This window comes from Bacillus sp. FSL K6-4563, from assembly GCF_038630405.1.
Taxonomy (GTDB): Bacteria; Bacillota; Bacilli; order Bacillales; family Bacillaceae; genus Bacillus; species Bacillus pumilus.
In genome coordinates this window covers 2,047,496-2,064,107 of the sequence record NZ_CP152030.1, presented here as the reverse complement: position 1 = coordinate 2,064,107, position 16,612 = coordinate 2,047,496, and the positions used below count along the sequence as shown (strand labels likewise).

Sequence of the window (16,612 nt, the reverse complement as noted above, 5' to 3'; positions counted from 1 at the left end):
ACAAAAATTTGATAAATTTCTGCCTTGATCCTAAGGGACTTGGACAGAGGGATGATTCGCCGCGCATGAGAGATCAAAACATGTGATGTGAGGCAAGCCATCTCCTCTCCAGAATGAGGAGGAACAAATGAAGACAAAGCTAGATTTTTTCAAAATGAAAGAACAAAATGAACCAATTGTAATGCTGACAGCATACGACTATCCATCTGCAAAGCAAGCAGAAAAAGCGGAAGTCGACATGATCTTAGTCGGTGATTCACTTGGGATGGTTGTACTTGGACTCGATTCGACAGTACAAGTCACGATCGATGACATGATTCATCATACAAAAGCAGTGAAAAGAGGCGCAAAAGACACATTTATTGTGACGGATATGCCATTTATGTCTTACCATTATTCATTAGCAGAAACATTGAAAAACGCAGCACGCATCATGCAAGAAAGCGGTGCGGATGCCTTAAAGCTAGAAGGTGGAGATGGCGTATTTGAATCCATTCAAGCTCTCACAAGAGGCGGGATTCCTGTCGTCAGTCATTTAGGCCTCACACCTCAGTCAGTTGGAGTACTTGGCGGGTATAAAGTGCAAGGAAAAGACCACGAAAGTGCGCAGAAATTGATTGAAGACAGCTTAAAATGTGAGGAAGCTGGTGCGATTGCACTTGTGCTTGAATGCGTACCTGGCGAACTGACAAAACGAATTACCGACATGCTGAAAATTCCTGTGATCGGGATTGGTGCAGGGGCTGAGGCAGACGGACAAGTTCTCGTTTACCATGATGTGGTAGGATACGGGGTGTCTAGAACACCTAAGTTTGTGAAACAATACGCGCAAATTGATACTGTATTAGAAGAAGCGCTTATTCAATATACGAAAGAAGTAAAAGGACACACATTTCCAGAAGACAAGCATACATTTCATATCAAAGAAGAAGTCCTTGATGGTTTATATGGGGGTATCAAAAAATGAACATTGTCACCCATATTCACGAGTTGAAGGAATTGATCAAACTGCATCAAGAAAAACAGCATTCCATCGGCTTTGTCCCAACGATGGGCTTTCTTCATGAAGGACATCTGACGCTTGCGAAAGAAGCAAGGGATCAAAATGACATTGTGGTAATGAGCATCTTTGTCAATCCTTTGCAGTTTGGACCGAACGAAGACTTTGAATCCTATCCAAGGGATATGGAAAGAGATCAGCGCCTTGCAGAAGAAGCAGGGGTAGATATTTTATTTACACCTGATGTGAAAGAAATGTATCCAAATGAACCATCAATCACGATGACGGTTCAAAAGCGGACTGATGTCTTATGCGGGAAAAAACGCCCAGGACATTTCGACGGCGTTGTGACTGTGCTGACAAAGCTATTTCATCTTGTAGCACCAACAAATGTATACTTTGGTTTAAAGGATGCACAGCAAGTCGCTGTGATCGATGCGATGATCAAGGATTTCTTCTTTGATCTTCATCTTGTCTCAGTGCCGACAGTTAGGGAAGAAGACGGTTTAGCGAAAAGTTCAAGAAATGTGTACTTGTCTGATAAAGAAAGACAAGAAGCTCCTGCTTTGTACCGCGCATTGAAAAAAGGACAGTCAGCGGTTGAAAAAGGTGAACGTGACGTCAGTCGCATTTATCAGTTGGTAGAAGAAGAAATTCTTCAAACGAGCGGGGAAATTGATTATATTGAGATTTACTCCTATCCAGAGCTTGAGCCGCTTCAGCAGTTAGCAGGTCAGGTCATCATTGCGATTGCGGTGAAATTCTCACGGGCAAGACTGATTGATAATGTGATATTCCATGTTCCTGAAAGCGGTGAAAAGCATGTATAGAACCTTTATGACTTCTAAACTTCATAAAGCGACAGTAACAGAAGCAAACTTACATTATGTAGGAAGCATCACCATTGACGAAGATTTACTTGATGCGGCAGGTATGATGGCAAATGAGAAAGTACAGATTGTCAATAATCATAATGGCGCGAGACTTGAAACTTATATTATTCCCGGTGAAAGAAAGAGCGGTGTCATTTGTCTAAATGGCGCAGCAGCAAGATTGGTTCAGCCGGGTGATGAAGTGATCATTATCGCTTATGGGATGCTTTCAGAAGAAGAAGCAAAGACACATACACCAAAAGTGGTCGTGTTAAATAAAGAAAATCAAATTGAACAAATGATTGGGCAAGAGCCTGCGAGAACGATTTTATAACGCATGCTGCAATGAAACAGAACAGTTTAAGAAAAGGAGCTGTTCTGTTTCAGCTATTTTTGCCCAGAGCGTGTTTCACTTCGAGTGGAACGAGGAATTGAGGTGTCCATTTTATGGCCGATCAAAGGTTTGTTGTCGTTGATATTGAAACCACCGGAAATTCACCTAAAAAGGGTGATAAAATCATTCAAATTGCTGCGGTGGTCATTGAAAATGGACAAATTGTCGAACGGTATTCAAAATATGTGAACCCGGGAAAAGCGATCCCTGGATTTATTGAACAGCTGACAGGCATTCAGCAGCATATGGTAGACGATGCAGTGTTTTTTGAGGACATTGCCCAAGAGGTGTATGATCTCATTCAAGGCGCTTATTTTGTTGCGCACAATGTTCATTTTGACTTGAATTTTTTAAATGATGAACTAAAAGCATGCGGGAAAAATGAGCTGGATGTGCTAGCGATTGATACAGTTGAAATTTCTAGAATTCTTTATCCAGAGCTTGAAGGCTATAAGCTCACTGAATTAAGCGAAGAGCTCATGCTTCCACATGACCACCCGCACAGGGCGGATAGTGATGCGGAAGTTACTGCCATGTTATTTTTAACCTTACTCCATCAATTAACACATACACCGCCAAATGTGCTAAAGCAGCTGCGCAGATTATCCTCTTATCTCTTAAGTGATATAGGACTTTTAATCCAGCAGCTTGAAACGAGTGATGCTAGCCGCGAAGATTCTTTGGTAGAAGTCGGCTCTTTTGCTGTTAAAGATGTCACCAATTCTGAAAAGGATACGACAGATTCAGTAGGGGAAGACGATGAACAGCTATTTGAGGAGATCAAAAAGAAGCTTCCCCACACAGTGGAAGGCTATGAAGTAAGAGAAGGCCAGCTCAAGATGATGAATAAAGTGAGAGATGTGTTTCATGAAAGAGCTTATGCTTTAATTGAAGCGGCACCAGGTATTGGAAAAACGCTTGCATACCTCATACCAGCTGCATTAGAAGCAAAGAAATCAGGAAAACCTGTCATTATTAGTACATATTCCATTCTTTTGCAGCAGCAAATGCTTCAGCGTGATGTGCCGATTTTAAATCAATTGCTTCCATTTGAGCCAGCAGCCTGTGTATTCAAAGGTCGGGCGCATTATATTTGCTTAGATAAGTTTGAGCATGTGCTGCATGAGGAAGATGATAATTATGATGTGGTCTTAACGAAGGCGCAAATATTAATGTGGCTCCTTGTGACAGAAACGGGTGATTTATCTGAACTAAATTTACCGTCGGGAGCTGCCAATATAAAAGACCGGATTTCGTGTGTGCACATGCCGTTTACATCGAAAAAGCGCCGCTTTAAAGAATACTGCTTTTATGAGCGTGCGAAAAGAAGGGCCAAAACAGCTGATTTAATTTTAACGAATCATCGCCTGCTCTTATCACAAACGGAAGCATCATCTATCTTTCAGCATGCTGACGTATATGTGATTGACGAGGCTCACCAATTTGAGAAAACAGCCAATGAAACGCTAGGGGATAGTGCGTCGTATATTCAGCTTCATGCGAAATTAACGCAGCTTGGCTCCATGCAGGGCGGTCTGTTAAAGAAGCTCAAAAAGAGATTTCACGGTGCCGGCTTACAGACGGACACCTTTATCGAAATGGATGAGTATCTCAATCAGCTTCAAATGGAAAGTGACGCCTTCTTTAGTACCGTTCATTCTTTTGTCAAAAGGACAAAACCAAAAGCAGACATCAATCGTCTCATTCATAGAGTCCGTCATCATTCGAAGCATGCGCAGTGGAAACGGATTAAAGAGACGGCAAGTAAGCTTTGTTCTTTGTTAATTGCTTGTGAAAAGCTGTATGAGCAGCAAAAAAGCGAGCTTCTTCAAAAAAGTGATCAGTTGACAGAGCACTTTGCGTTTGAAGCAGAGGAATACGATCAAGTGATGTCGTTTATGCACACATTTTGCAGTACGCTGTACCGATTCATTTTTGAACCGAAAAACGATGAAACGGTTTGGATTGAGATTGATGCAAAAGGTGCCAAAAATGCTGTCTTTATGCATGCACAGCCGCTAGATACTGGAGAGCTTTTAGCGGATCGATTTTTTATGAACAAAAAAAGTGTTGTCCTCACATCAGGGACACTCACAATCAATGGTCGCTTTGATTATTGCTTAGAACGATTTGGTCTGCAGGATTTTTATCCGCATCTTGTACAGATTGAGTCACCGTTTGAACTTGAAAAACAGCTCAAGGTTATCGTACCAGCTGATATGCCGCCGATTACGAACCGTGATGAGCGCGACTATGTAAAGCAATCAGTACGGTACATTAAGATGATGGAAAAGCAGCATCAAGCGAAAATATTGGTGTTATTTAATTCACATGAGATGTTAAAAGCAGTGTATGATGAACTGAAAACAGAAGGGATGCAAGCCGCCCTTTTTGCTCAAGGTCTGACGGGCGGTAGCCCTGTTAAATTAACGAAGATGTTCAAATTAGCAAAACATGCGATTTTACTTGGTACGGGTAGTTTTTGGGAAGGTGTCGATTTTCCTGGATCAGAGCTGACAACAGTCATTATGGCACGCCTCCCGTTTCGGCCGCCTGATTCACCGCTCATTGAAGCAAAATGTGATGCCGCTAAAAAACAGGGAAAGAACCCGTTTAAAGCCGTTGCTCTCCCAGAAGCTGTGTTAACCTTTAAACAAGGTGCAGGACGCTTGCTGCGCTCTGAAAAAGACATAGGGACATTGCTCATTTTAGACCGCCGTGTGAAAACCGCGTCATATGGAAAACTATTTTTAGAATCACTCCCTCATGCGCCGGTCCACGAGATGTCAAAAGAATCACTTGAGGCGTATATAGAGAAACTCAACAACGAAAAGCCGCTGTCATAAGCGGCCTTTAGCTGGTGTGGGTTTGGAGTTAATTTATCGTAACGGCTTTTTGTGTTCCGTTGTAAAAATAGTATCGGTTCCTGCGCCGAAAAGTATGACTAACAATATTTACGTACCGAGGAGGAATTAGAAGTGGAAAGTAAAATAGAGGTACTTTCAACTGTTCACATTAAGCATTCAGAGGACCTGTATAAAATTGTTGACTTATTGAACAGAACGCTTAAAAGAGAAGATCTCATGTTTGGATTGGCATTAGATCAAGAAGATCAAAATCAAGCGATATTTACAATATATCGCACATAGGGGAAGCTTGACATGAAAAAAATAGTTTGGATCATTTCATCCGTTGTGGCTCTCGTTTTGCTCATTGGCATCATCAGCTTTACGTGGATTTATCAGATTGCCATGGGGCAAAAGGAACAAGGTCATGAGGCGGCGATTGAACGAGCAAAAAAACAAGCAAACATCGTACAAGTGGAGCAAGTAGAAACCTTTGTCGGAAAAGAAAAACAATTTATTGTTGAAGGGAAAAACAAACAAAACGAAACAACCTATGTTTGGGTACCTGCCAGCAAAAAAGAAAAAGTGATTGCAAAAAAAGCAAAAGACGGTATGACCTCAAATCAAGCAGTACAAGCTGTTCAAAAGGAGAACACAGTCTCTAAGCTAAAGGACGTTCAATTAGCAAGAGAAGGTGACGTACTCCTTTGGGAAGTGACGTACTTAAATGAAAACAATCAATACAGCTTTAGCTATGTCGACTTCTCAACAGGACATGTGGAAAAAAATGTAACACCATAGTTTCTCCTGTCTTGCGTTGACCATGCTGATTTAGAACGGTTATAATAAAATGTATGAAAAAAGAATCACACCTATCGAAAAGGTGAGCTTCTTTCTGGCTTTGGAGGGAATTATGTTGAAAACAACGATTAATCAAGTGTTCAAACATGTCGATGAAGATGTAACCATCGGCGCATGGATTGCCAATAAACGTTCAAGCGGTAAAATTGCATTCTTGCAGCTGCGTGACGGGACAGGCTTTATTCAAGGAGTCGTAGTAAAAGCAGAAGTGGAAGAGGAAGTCTTTAAGCTTGCGAAATCGGTCACTCAAGAAACATCTGTCTATGTGACAGGACAAGTAACAAAAGACGAGCGTTCACCTCTTGGTTTTGAATTGCAAGTGAAATCCATTGAAGTGATTCACGAAGCAACTGACTACCCAATTACACCAAAAGAGCATGGAACAGAATTCTTAATGGATCACCGTCATTTATGGCTTCGTTCTAAAAAGCAGCATGCCATTATGAAAATTCGTAACGAAATCATTCGTGCTACATATGAGTTCTTCCATCAAGAAGGCTTCGTGAAAGTAGATCCGCCAATTTTAACTGGAAGTGCACCTGAGGGCACAACGGAGCTGTTTGCGACGAAATATTTTGATGAAGATGCGTACCTTTCTCAAAGTGGACAGCTTTACATGGAAGCTGCGGCAATGGCACTCGGAAAAGTATTCTCATTCGGTCCAACATTTAGAGCTGAAAAATCTAAAACTAAACGTCATTTAATTGAGTTTTGGATGATCGAGCCTGAGATGGCTTTTGTCGAATTTAATGAAAACCTTGAGTACCAAGAAAATTATGTGACTCATGTGGTTCAAAGTGTACTTGAAAACTGTAAAGTGGAACTGCATACACTTGGCCGTGATACAGCAAAATTAGAAAATATCAAAACACCATTCCCACGCATCACTTACGATGAAGCAATTAAATTCTTGCAAGAAAAAGGCTTTGACGATATTGAATGGGGAGATGACTTCGGCGCACCTCACGAAACAGCGATCGCTGAAAGCTACGATAAACCAGTGTTTATCACTCATTATCCAACATCATTAAAACCATTTTACATGCAGCCTGCACCAGATCGTGATGATGTTGTTCTTTGTGCAGACTTGATTGCACCAGAAGGCTACGGAGAGATCATTGGCGGTTCTGAGCGTGTCCATGATCTAGAGCTGCTTGAAGCAAGATTGAAAGAACATGGGCTAGATCAAGAAACATACAAATGGTACACAGAATTAAGACAATATGGTTCTGTACCGCATTCAGGTTTTGGTCTTGGACTTGAACGTACTGTTGCTTGGATTAGTGGAGCGCCGCATGTGCGTGAAACCATTCCTTTCCCAAGATTATTAAACCGTTTATATCCTTAAGACGTGAAAGCCTCCAACATATGGAGGCTTTTTCAAACGTTTTTTGAAGGGGCACGTGAAATAAAACGTGATATACTTAAAGTGAAGAGGTGTATCCGATGAATAGGCAGCAATTTATTAATATGCAGCAAATGGGTTCGACCAGTTTGCCTAATTTGCTGATTGCTCATTATGAGCAGTTAGGACTGAATGAATCACAAATGATGGTGATGCTTAAGATTAAAATGAATGAAGAACAAGGTGTGTTCTTTCAAACATTTGAAGAGCTATCCAATGGCATGACCATTTCAGCTGAAGAGTGTGCGTATATGGTTCAGCATTTAATTCAAAAAGGATTTATTTCGATTCAGCCGTTTGAAGACGGGTCTGGTATTCAGCATGACCGTTACTCAGTTGAGCCTTTATGGGGCGTGCTCTATGACTTTTTAGAGGCAAAACAAGCGAAGGAAGGTCAAAAACTTCACGTACAGGCTGAAAAGTCTTTATATGCTTTATTTGAAGATGAATTTGGCAGACCGCTCTCTCCTCTTGAAGGAGAAACACTCTCGATCTGGATGGATCAAGACCATCATGATGCTGAAATGATTCGCCTAGCATTAAGAGAAGCGGTTTTATCAGGAAAATTAAATTTCCGTTATATCGACCGAATTCTGTTTGAGTGGAAAAAGAAAGGGCTAAAAACAGCGGAAGAAGCAAAAGAGCATAGCCAGCATTTCCGTTCTCAGCAAAAAGCGCCACCATCAAAAGAAGAGACGTCAACATATAAGCGACAAGTTCCTTTTTATAATTGGCTGGAACAATAACCAATAAAGGAGAAGTCATGTTATCAAAAAAACAAATCAATGAATGTTTAGATATTATAGGAGATATGTTTCCAGAGGCCGAGTGTGAGCTTGTTCATTCGAATCCATTTGAACTTGTGATCGCTGTAGCACTCTCTGCGCAGTGTACAGACGTGCTTGTCAACAAAGTGACCAAAACGTTATTTCAAAAATATAAAACACCAGAAGACTATTTAAGTGTACCGCTTGAAGAATTGCAGCAAGACATTCGTTCGATTGGCCTTTATCGAAATAAAGCCAAAAACATTCAAAAGTTGAGCAAAATGCTGATTGAAGAATATGACGGCGAAGTGCCAAAGGATCGGGACGAGCTTGTGAAGCTTCCTGGGGTGGGCCGGAAAACAGCAAATGTCGTCGTTTCGGTCGCTTTTGGGGTGCCGGCAATTGCAGTGGATACACATGTAGAACGTGTCAGCAAGCGACTTGGAATCTGCCGCTGGAAGGATTCTGTTCTCGAAGTAGAACAAACCTTAATGAAAAAAGTGCCAGAAGAAGATTGGTCTGTGACGCATCACCGCCTGATCTTTTTTGGCAGATATCACTGCAAGGCGCAACGTCCGCAGTGCGAATCTTGTCCGCTTCTTGATATGTGTAGAGAAGGGCAGAAGAGGCTGAAAAAAGGATTGGTGAAGCTGGCATGAGCGGGGCAGTTGTTTTTTCCTCATATGTCGAAAAACTAAAAGGGAAAAAGGTAGAGATGAAAGGCGATCGAGTAGACATCCTTAGAGAGCATCCACTCGCATATGATCTATCTTCAGAACCTTTAAGAGATGAACTTCCATGGCAGAAAACAGAAGAATTTGTTCCTGTGATGTTCGAACTGTGGAATGAATTAAAAGAAAAAATGCTTCCTCGTTTTCAAACAAGAAAGTCCCGGTGTGAAGAAGATGATATGCTTCAAGGGATTGTCAGTATGATTGCGATGTTTTACTGGATCAAAGGGGAGAGACTGCAAACGCTTGATTGGGAACATATTAAGCAAGAGACATTTCCTGTTGCTCCTATTAATTGGACAGAACGTTTAGAGTTCATATTGGTAAAACCGACTCAATATCACTGCTTCATTCAACTAGACGAGCTATACACAGAACTAAAAAAGCAGTATGGAAAATATGAAGCACTTAAAAAAATCAGACAAAACCGTTAAAAAAAGCACTTGCCATATAGGCAAGTGCTCAGCGTGTAGACAAACCCTCGCATTCGTTGTCAGGTCTGCGCGCTAGTGCTCACGAATGTTCAATTCGCTCCGCGCCAGTGCTCGCCCTTCCTAGACTTCAAAGGTTTTCTATCACGCTGAAAAGAAGACAAAGTGCTAAAATAAACATCATTTTAGCACTTTGTCAACAATATAAGCACTTGCCATATAGGCAAGTGCTTTTTCATTATTCATTTTCTTTTCGATTAGGAGAAGTTGATTGCGAACTTGAGTTTTGAGAGTTCGTTTTCGCATCATCTTTCTTTTTATCTTTATTGTCAGTTTGTGAATTGCCGTTCCCATTTGTACTGTCTGAACCATCATCGGAAGAACCATTATTTCCGTTTTCCGTATTTCCGCCTTGATCCTGATCCTTATCTTTGTCTGGATCTTTTTTATCATCTGGCTTTTGCTCATCAGTGCCTGGGGGTTGATTTTTGTTATCGTCAGTCTGGTCTGTCTGCTCGTCGTCAGGCTGCTGCGGTTCTTCTTCTTCTTTGTTCTCATCATCTGCTTTTTCTTCCTTATCTTCATCATCTTTGATGGTGAGGAAGGTAGAAGCTGCTTTACTTGTGACATCCTCTACAGTGGCTGTCACTTGGAATTTATAAGTAGAGCCAGGCTTTACATCAGAGATGACCGCTTCTTTAGCAGAACTGTTTTGAATCTCTTTATAGCCGCCGTTATCTACCGCTTTTTTTACATTAAATGTAGCATCTGCGTCGTTATCATAGCCCCAAGTCAGTGTGATGGATTTTTTCTCTTCATCATACACTGCTTTTAGATCAGAAGGTTTATCAGCTTCTTTTTTCTCATATGTGTCAGACACTTTTGTCGGAACCGTACCTTTTACAAAGTATTCTGTTGTCTTCTTCTCACTAGGTGTATTTGGTCCGGCCAATTTCGCTGGATCCGATCCTTTTTCAACCGTAGCTTCTACGACACTGTCTGGTTTTTCAAATGAGCCGCTTCCATCATCAATTTGAGAAATTAATCGCTGGAAGACGAGTTTGGCAACACGCTGCTCATAATCTGTGAGCCACATTTTGCCGTCCGCATCTTTTGAGTTACCGATCCCAGTCCAAACGGCTGCTGTATATTGCGGCGTATAACCAACAAACCACGAATCTTTCGCACCGCCAGAAGGAATATTGTATTTATTGATATCATCTTGTGTAAAGTTCGTTGTACCTGTTTTACCAGCCACTTGAACGTTCGGTACTTGTGCAAGTGTCCCAGTTCCAGATTGGACAGCAGTTTTCAGCATATCTGTGACCATAAAGGCTGTGTAATCACTCATAGCCGCTTTGGAATCTGGTGTAAGGTCAAGCTTTGTACCGTCATTAAATTCAACAGACTTGACAGCATGCGGTTCGTTATAATATCCATTATTACCGAATGCACTAAAGGCCCCAGCCATTTTTAGAGAGGACACGCCATCGTCAAATCCACCGATTGAGTAAGATTCTGGAATGTCAGACGGTAAGTCCATACCTAAATTATTGGCGAATTGAACGGCATTGTCTGTCCCAGCTTCTTGGAAAGCTTTTAGGGCAGGGATGTTTCGTGATTGTGCCAAAGCACTTCTCATCGACATTTTCCCTAAATGTCTTCTGTCAAAGTTATTAATTGGTGTACCGTTTGAGTACGTATACGGTGCATCATCAATTTGCTGGTACGTTGACCATTTTTTGTTTTCAATGACTGGACCGTAATCTAAAATTGGTTTGATCGTTGAACCTGGCTGACGTTTTGCATCAGTCGCATAGTTAAAGCCGCCGGCTGGTACATCACGTCCACCGCCAATAGCGCGAATTTCACCATTTTTCGTATCAAGCAGAGTAACACCTGCCTGCATACCTTTCGTAAATCCAACTGAATCTCCATTGATAATATCATCTAGGTGATCCTGTGCTTTTCGATCGAGTGAAGTATAGATTTTTAGTCCATCTGTTGATACATCCACTTTGGCTTTTTTCTGTACTTCTTCCATGACTTCTTCAATGTAAGCAGAATACTTACTTGAGTTTTGGTTCTTATATTTATCAGCAGGGATGACAGTTTTGCTGACAGGGGTTGCTTTTGCAACTTCATAGTCTTTCTCTGAAATGTAGCCTTGTTTTTTCATGAGCCCTAGCACGATATTGCGGCGTTTTTCCGCTGCCTCAGGATTTTTCACTGGGTTATAAGCAGAAGGACTCTGCGGCATACCTGCAAGTGTGGCAGCCTGTGCAACCGTTAGTTTATTTAAATCTGTCACGCCGAAAAATTGTTCAGCCGCTTTCCCAACACCGTAAGCATAAGGTGAGAAGAAAATGCGGTTTAAATACATTTCTAAAATTTCATCTTTAGAGTACTTTTGCTCAAGCTGAATCGAGAGCCATACTTCCTGTACTTTACGTTTTAACGTTTTTTGATTGTTAAGTAGAGTGTTTTTCACAACTTGCTGTGTAATTGTACTTCCACCTTCAGCTCCAAAACCGTCCTCGACGTTTGCGACAAGGGCACCGCCAATACGGATTGGGTCAATCCCGTGGTGTTTATAAAAACGTGCATCTTCCGTTGCGATAAATGCTTCTTTTACCACATCGGGTATATCTTTAATCGAGACATACGTTCTTTTTTCCGCACCGACTTCTGCAAACACTTTCTTGTCTATGTCATAAAGCTTTGAAGAATATGGTGTTTTGAGCTTACTATCATCAATTGAAGGAGCGCTCGATGCAAAAACGGCAAAAGTTGTGATTCCGGCCACTACACAAAGAAGACCGATCACGAGTAAAGATAAAAATATTTTTTTAAATAGACCTGCTTTCTTTTTGCCTTTTTTGTTCTTTTGCTTCTTATTGTTTTCTTGACTTGCTTTACGTCGCTGTTCACGACTTGTAAATTGATCAGACATCACATCTCAACCTTTCGTGTTAAACCTTTTTCGAACGTCATTGCTACTTACTTTCATCCGAAAAATGAAGTGTCTCCACTACTTTAATATAATCAATTCTTGGCGAATATCCAAGTGTCATTAAGTGGCCGGCTTCCATTAATTCATCTTTACTAATGGATTTCCGGCCGTTTAGCTTCTGCCGCTCCCAGAAGAAAAAGAGATCTGGAGCGGGCAAATAATAAACGGAGCCAAATGCGGATATAATAACGAAACAAATGCCGCCTAGCTTTTCAACCTGTTTCATATGCTCAATTTGATGGTCGTGGAAATTTTTGAGCGGAAACGAGGTGGTGCTTTTGGTCTCCTTTGCTTCAAAATCGATATAGCGCCCTTTGTACACTCCATTATAGTCTGTTGTGGATGATTGCTTAAAATAGGCTTCTTTGATCACAGCAGCGCTTCTTTTTGGATAATCCACATTCACAATCTGAACGGGGGTAGGCTTTTTATGAATGACTGCGATCCCATTGACCAAATAGTACTGGTTGGTTTCATTTAAGTCAGCCTCAAGCGTCATCCCGCGGTTACTATAAGAGGATTCGCCGCTGATTCTTTTTTTTGTCCCAATTGGTTGAATGGGCTGATACGATTTTCCGTTTGGATACCGAATCATCAAGTTTCAGCCTCCTTTTAATGCATTTTGTATTGGAGAGATACCTATGTTGTCACAAGAAGAGTACATCATCACTCAGCATATATTGCGTGAAACGAAAGTGAAAAATAAAGACAACCTGACGAGGACAAATGCTTACAAGCGCTTTTATGATCGTCATCCAGAGATGAAATGGTCGCTGCTTGCTTCCTTTGTCTCGAGAAATGCTGGATGGTCTATGACGGATCTAAAGGGCGAGCTCTTCCATCCAGGTTTAACAGATCAAGAGGGGCACCTTTTTTTCACAGCATATGAAAGAGCGAATTGGCTGATCTTTTCGGATGCTTACCCTCAGCTTCTTTTGTATGAATGGTCTAAGCGGTGCGGCAAACCCTTGTTCCATCTGCTTCCGTATTTTTCTGTATCTCGTTTTATGAGCACTGAGTGGGAACGTTTTTGGCTAAAGCGTGACACAGAGCGCCTGCTTTATGCACTCATCATAAATGAACAATATACTATACAATCTCCTATTATACAAAATCCTCTACTGAAAAAGAATGTTTTTCACTCGATTCAATATCTGTTTAGTGAGTGGGGACATTTTCAAACCGTTGTTTTTCCAACGGTGGACGGGCATTTGTACGGGTTAACCATACGGAAGTTTTCCCACGTAAAGGAGCGTATTTCATTAGGGAAAAAACTAGCGAAACTATTATTTCGGGCCGATTTATTTTCGGGTTTTTATCATTTTTTGCATACTGTTCCGCATACCGGATCACGGTTTGATTTTGAGCCGTTTTTAGGGATCGCTAGAAGGTCAACACCTTTTCTTCGAACTGTTTATCCAGTGATGACACATTCATTAGACGATCAAAGAGAAGATTGGTTTCAAAAGAAATTGAGCTCATCTTTGTTTGATGCAGAGACGTTGCCAAAACAAATTGAGCTGACCGACTGGTATTTTCATAAAAAAAGACAGCTTCGTTTTCTTTTCTCATTAGAGCACTATTTTTTGCATAAATAAAAAGCAGGGGGTACCTGCTTTTTTTACGTGGATGGTCGATTAGGACCGCCGAGTTTTTTATCAAGCTGATCTATACTGTTTTCTTTCCCTTTTGGCTTTTGCTCTTTTGGTGCTGGCTGCTTTTTCATGAAATCTACCTCCTTTGTCCTTAGAATTTACACAATCGGACGCAATCATACAAAGAAGGACAAGCATATGTCGAAAAGGAAGAAATAGCGCTCATCTACACTTAGATTGGCGATTTGCTTCTAGTTTTGTCATGTGTGAAGGAGGGTGTGAAAGAAAAGAGAATGTAACGAGAGACGATAAAGGAGGAATCTGATGATGAGCGAATTTGTATCAAAAGAATCCATTTTGCAGTTATTAGAGGAAATCGAGCGAAAAATTGATGCGGTGGAAGAAGAGCTGTCTCTTGCTGTGAACGAAACAACACGTGCAGCCATAGAGGAGCAAGAACAAATGATAGACCGGCTTGAATCAGAAGTAAAGGACTGTGAAGTGAAGATTCACGCAGCTGAGTATCAACTGGCGGCAAGACCGGCATACCACGCAGGGTAGCTTTCTATTTGAGCAATAAGTAAACGTTTGATAGGATGGTTCATAGAGGTGAACACTTTGGATAATCAAACATTACTTGAACATACACAAGAGCTGAGAATATGGATCGAAGAGGCGTATGAGCAGTACCAAAAGGGAAAGGCTGAAGAGGGATACCCCGTATATGATTTTCACACAGAAATTCAGCCGGCCGTTGAGTCATTTGATCAGAGAATGGAAGAGTGGCTCACTGCTGCGATCTCGTTTATTCATCTGGCGAAGCCTAGATATTTACACGAAGAACAGCTTGAAGCCGTCAAAGAAAATGGGAAAGAGGTTGTCCTGCAATCTTATTTTGGCAAACAGCATGCACCCCGTGTGAAAAATTTAGTTGAGTCAGTGATTTACACACTGAACCTTTTAATAGAAGAAATCAACAAGCGCAGCTGAAGACATCGCTGCGTTTTTCTTATGGCTGCTTTAGGCACATCTTCTGCTTTTCGTCATAATATATGAGTGACAAGACTATGCGCTGAGAGCGAGAGGAGCGAGATATATGATCCCTTATTCAAACCAGCAGCCGTATGAATTCAATCCATTCAATCAAGGGCCATTTCCGTATCCAGAAATGCAGCAGCAGCCTCCGCAGCCTCCAGAATATTTCATGCCGCCACATCAAGGTGGAATGAGCCAGGCATCACCTGCTGTCTATCAGCCGCCTTATGGATATCAAGAAAATGTGCCGCCTTTTCAGCCGCCCGAAGCGATCAATCAACCCCAGATGCAGTCACCAGGCATGATGCCCATGCAGCAGCCTATGAACCCTTATCCTTTGCCAAGACCGCAAAAACAGCAATCATCTCAATTTAAAAGTGTGCTATCGCAATTCAAAAAAACGAATGGACAATTCGACTTTAACAAAATGTTTGATACAGCTGGGCAAATGATGAGTACGATGAATCAAGTAGGCTCATTAGCGAAAGGGTTTACGAGCATTTTTAAAGCATAGTTAAAACCCAATAGAAGGATCTATTGGGCTCTTTGCTTTGGTGCCGTCACACGAAGCGTTTGATCTTTCCACACGCTTTTCATGTTCGTTTCATCTATTTTTGCCGGCATTAAAATGGTTTTTGTAAAGCTCGAATACGAGGAAGTTGTATCCGTTTTAATTGTTTCCTGTACGGATAAGTGTAAATATTGGGCTTTTACTTCTAGCGCGATATCGCCTTCGACAAAATGGTCTGGAAATTGGATTGCGATATACACAAACTGCTCATCCTCTGTCACATCGGTCGTAATCGATGCAAGTGAATGCGATGTGGTCATGAGCGCCTCCGCACTATTTAATATCTCATGAAACGGGGAGGATGCGAAAAATTGTTCAATCGCTTCATAGAGAATATCTTCATTTGCCAGCAATTCATGTTTCTTTTCGCCTTCATGTTCCATTTGAATCACCTCTCATCTACAGCCTATGCAGAAAGGACTCAGGCGGTTATCAATTGATGAGAGGAAAAAATTATGATTAAATAGTGTTGAATAAAGCAAGGTGTATGAGTGTAGCGTTTCATACACGGAATAGATCTAGAAGCAAAGCTTGAAGGGAGCAATTGACATTGCTGAAAAAATTATTCGGTTTCGGGAAAAACCAAGATGATGTAAAGGAAGAAATCATTTATTCTCCAGCTGATGGAGAGTTAATGGATATGACGGATGTACCAGACCCTGTTTTCTCTCAAAAGATGATGGGAGACGGCGTAGCAGTCAAACCAAATAGTGGCACGATTGTGTCACCAGTAGAGGGTGAAATCATTCAGCTCTTCCATACAAAACATGCAATTGGCATTCGAACACTCTCAGGGCTTGAGCTTCTGATTCATATCGGACTTGAAACAGTGGGATTAAATGGCGAAGGATTTGAAGCGCACATCAAAGAGGGAGATAAAGTGAAGATCGGTGACCCTCTCATTACGTGTGATTTAGAACTGATTGAAGAGAAAGCGGCAAGTACAGTGACACCGATTGTCATTATGAATGGTGACTTGATCGAGCATCTCGATAAAGAACCAAAGGGGTCTGTTGAAAAACAGACATCTAAGCTTTTTACCGTTAAATTGAAATAATCAGGACACAAAAAAACTACCCAATCGCATGAGG

At 41.3% G+C, this 16,612-nt stretch carries 19 protein-coding genes; 15 read left to right on the top strand and 4 right to left on the bottom strand.

What is annotated here, in order from left to right:
- The first annotated feature begins 127 nt into the window (after positions 1–127).
- From panB to MHH54_RS10180, 10 genes are all read left to right on the top strand, one after another.
- On the top strand, positions 128–967 hold the full coding sequence (gene panB / locus MHH54_RS10225) for a 3-methyl-2-oxobutanoate hydroxymethyltransferase (RefSeq protein ID WP_050943859.1): 840 nt from the start codon (positions 128–130) through the stop codon (positions 965–967).
- Positions 964–1,830: a pantoate--beta-alanine ligase gene (gene panC, locus MHH54_RS10220; protein WP_106028768.1), complete on the top strand. Its 867-nt coding sequence runs from the start codon at positions 964–966 to the stop codon at positions 1,828–1,830. The genes panB and panC overlap by 4 nt, the downstream gene beginning before the upstream one ends.
- Positions 1,823–2,206, top strand: a complete 384-nt coding sequence (gene panD, locus MHH54_RS10215; RefSeq protein WP_034620444.1) for an aspartate 1-decarboxylase — start codon at positions 1,823–1,825, stop codon at positions 2,204–2,206. Before panC ends, panD begins: the two co-directional genes overlap by 8 nt.
- Positions 2,207–2,319: 113 nt before the next feature.
- On the top strand, positions 2,320–5,112 hold the full coding sequence (gene dinG / locus MHH54_RS10210) for an ATP-dependent DNA helicase DinG (RefSeq protein ID WP_342500244.1): 2,793 nt from the start codon (positions 2,320–2,322) through the stop codon (positions 5,110–5,112).
- A gap of 132 nt (positions 5,113–5,244) precedes the next feature.
- Positions 5,245–5,415, top strand: coding sequence for a YpmA family protein (locus MHH54_RS10205; protein WP_003215469.1), 171 nt, complete (start codon positions 5,245–5,247; stop codon positions 5,413–5,415).
- 12 nt (positions 5,416–5,427) lie between these two features.
- Positions 5,428–5,913, top strand: coding sequence for a cell wall elongation/penicillin-binding protein regulator TseB (gene tseB / locus MHH54_RS10200; protein WP_003215704.1), 486 nt, complete (start codon positions 5,428–5,430; stop codon positions 5,911–5,913).
- A 115-nt stretch (positions 5,914–6,028) separates the two neighbouring features.
- Positions 6,029–7,321: an asparagine--tRNA ligase gene (asnS, locus tag MHH54_RS10195; protein ID WP_095117942.1), complete on the top strand. Its 1,293-nt coding sequence runs from the start codon at positions 6,029–6,031 to the stop codon at positions 7,319–7,321.
- Between the two features lie 98 nt (positions 7,322–7,419).
- The gene (locus MHH54_RS10190) at positions 7,420–8,124 is read left to right on the top strand and encodes a DnaD domain-containing protein (RefSeq protein WP_003215839.1); all 705 of its coding nucleotides are present in this window, start codon (positions 7,420–7,422) and stop codon (positions 8,122–8,124) included.
- Between the two features lie 17 nt (positions 8,125–8,141).
- Positions 8,142–8,804, top strand: a complete 663-nt coding sequence (gene nth, locus MHH54_RS10185) for an endonuclease III (RefSeq protein WP_003215968.1) — start codon at positions 8,142–8,144, stop codon at positions 8,802–8,804.
- Positions 8,801–9,310 carry a YpoC family protein gene (locus MHH54_RS10180; RefSeq protein ID WP_003215857.1) on the top strand — a complete coding sequence of 170 codons (510 nt, stop codon included), beginning with the start codon at positions 8,801–8,803 and terminating at the stop codon, positions 9,308–9,310. Before nth ends, MHH54_RS10180 begins: the two co-directional genes overlap by 4 nt.
- Before the next feature lie 235 nt (positions 9,311–9,545).
- On the opposite strand, the gene MHH54_RS10175 is transcribed toward MHH54_RS10180, so the two are convergent.
- Entirely contained in the window at positions 9,546–12,260 is a 2,715-nt protein-coding gene (locus tag MHH54_RS10175; RefSeq protein WP_342500243.1) for a PBP1A family penicillin-binding protein, read from the bottom strand.
- A gap of 43 nt (positions 12,261–12,303) precedes the next feature.
- Entirely contained in the window at positions 12,304–12,915 is a 612-nt protein-coding gene (gene recU, locus MHH54_RS10170) for a Holliday junction resolvase RecU (protein WP_003215988.1), read from the bottom strand.
- A 46-nt stretch (positions 12,916–12,961) separates the two neighbouring features.
- Between recU and MHH54_RS10165 the strand changes: the two genes are divergently transcribed.
- Positions 12,962–13,918: a DUF2515 domain-containing protein gene (locus MHH54_RS10165; RefSeq protein ID WP_251190383.1), complete on the top strand. Its 957-nt coding sequence runs from the start codon at positions 12,962–12,964 to the stop codon at positions 13,916–13,918.
- Between the two features lie 23 nt (positions 13,919–13,941).
- On the opposite strand, the gene sspM is transcribed toward MHH54_RS10165, so the two are convergent.
- The gene (sspM, locus tag MHH54_RS10160) at positions 13,942–14,046 is read right to left on the bottom strand and encodes an acid-soluble spore protein SspM (RefSeq protein ID WP_342500242.1); all 105 of its coding nucleotides are present in this window, start codon (positions 14,044–14,046) and stop codon (positions 13,942–13,944) included.
- A gap of 196 nt (positions 14,047–14,242) precedes the next feature.
- Here sspM and MHH54_RS10155 point away from each other — a divergent pair, with 196 nt between their 5' ends.
- From MHH54_RS10155 to MHH54_RS10145, 3 genes are all read left to right on the top strand, one after another.
- Positions 14,243–14,476 carry a DUF5446 family protein gene (locus MHH54_RS10155; protein ID WP_223251159.1) on the top strand — a complete coding sequence of 78 codons (234 nt, stop codon included), beginning with the start codon at positions 14,243–14,245 and terminating at the stop codon, positions 14,474–14,476.
- Positions 14,477–14,524: 48 nt separating this feature from the next.
- Complete coding sequence (locus MHH54_RS10150; RefSeq protein WP_223251160.1) at positions 14,525–14,905, top strand: YppE family protein; 381 nt, start codon at positions 14,525–14,527, stop codon at positions 14,903–14,905.
- 106 nt (positions 14,906–15,011) lie between these two features.
- On the top strand, positions 15,012–15,464 hold the full coding sequence (locus MHH54_RS10145) for a YppG family protein (protein WP_003215482.1): 453 nt from the start codon (positions 15,012–15,014) through the stop codon (positions 15,462–15,464).
- A gap of 20 nt (positions 15,465–15,484) precedes the next feature.
- On the opposite strand, the gene MHH54_RS10140 is transcribed toward MHH54_RS10145, so the two are convergent.
- On the bottom strand, positions 15,485–15,904 hold the full coding sequence (locus tag MHH54_RS10140; protein ID WP_003215994.1) for an Hsp20/alpha crystallin family protein: 420 nt from the start codon (positions 15,902–15,904) through the stop codon (positions 15,485–15,487).
- A 167-nt stretch (positions 15,905–16,071) separates the two neighbouring features.
- Between MHH54_RS10140 and MHH54_RS10135 the strand changes: the two genes are divergently transcribed.
- Positions 16,072–16,578 carry a PTS glucose transporter subunit IIA gene (locus MHH54_RS10135; protein WP_003216086.1) on the top strand — a complete coding sequence of 169 codons (507 nt, stop codon included), beginning with the start codon at positions 16,072–16,074 and terminating at the stop codon, positions 16,576–16,578.
- Positions 16,579–16,612 lie beyond the last annotated feature (34 nt).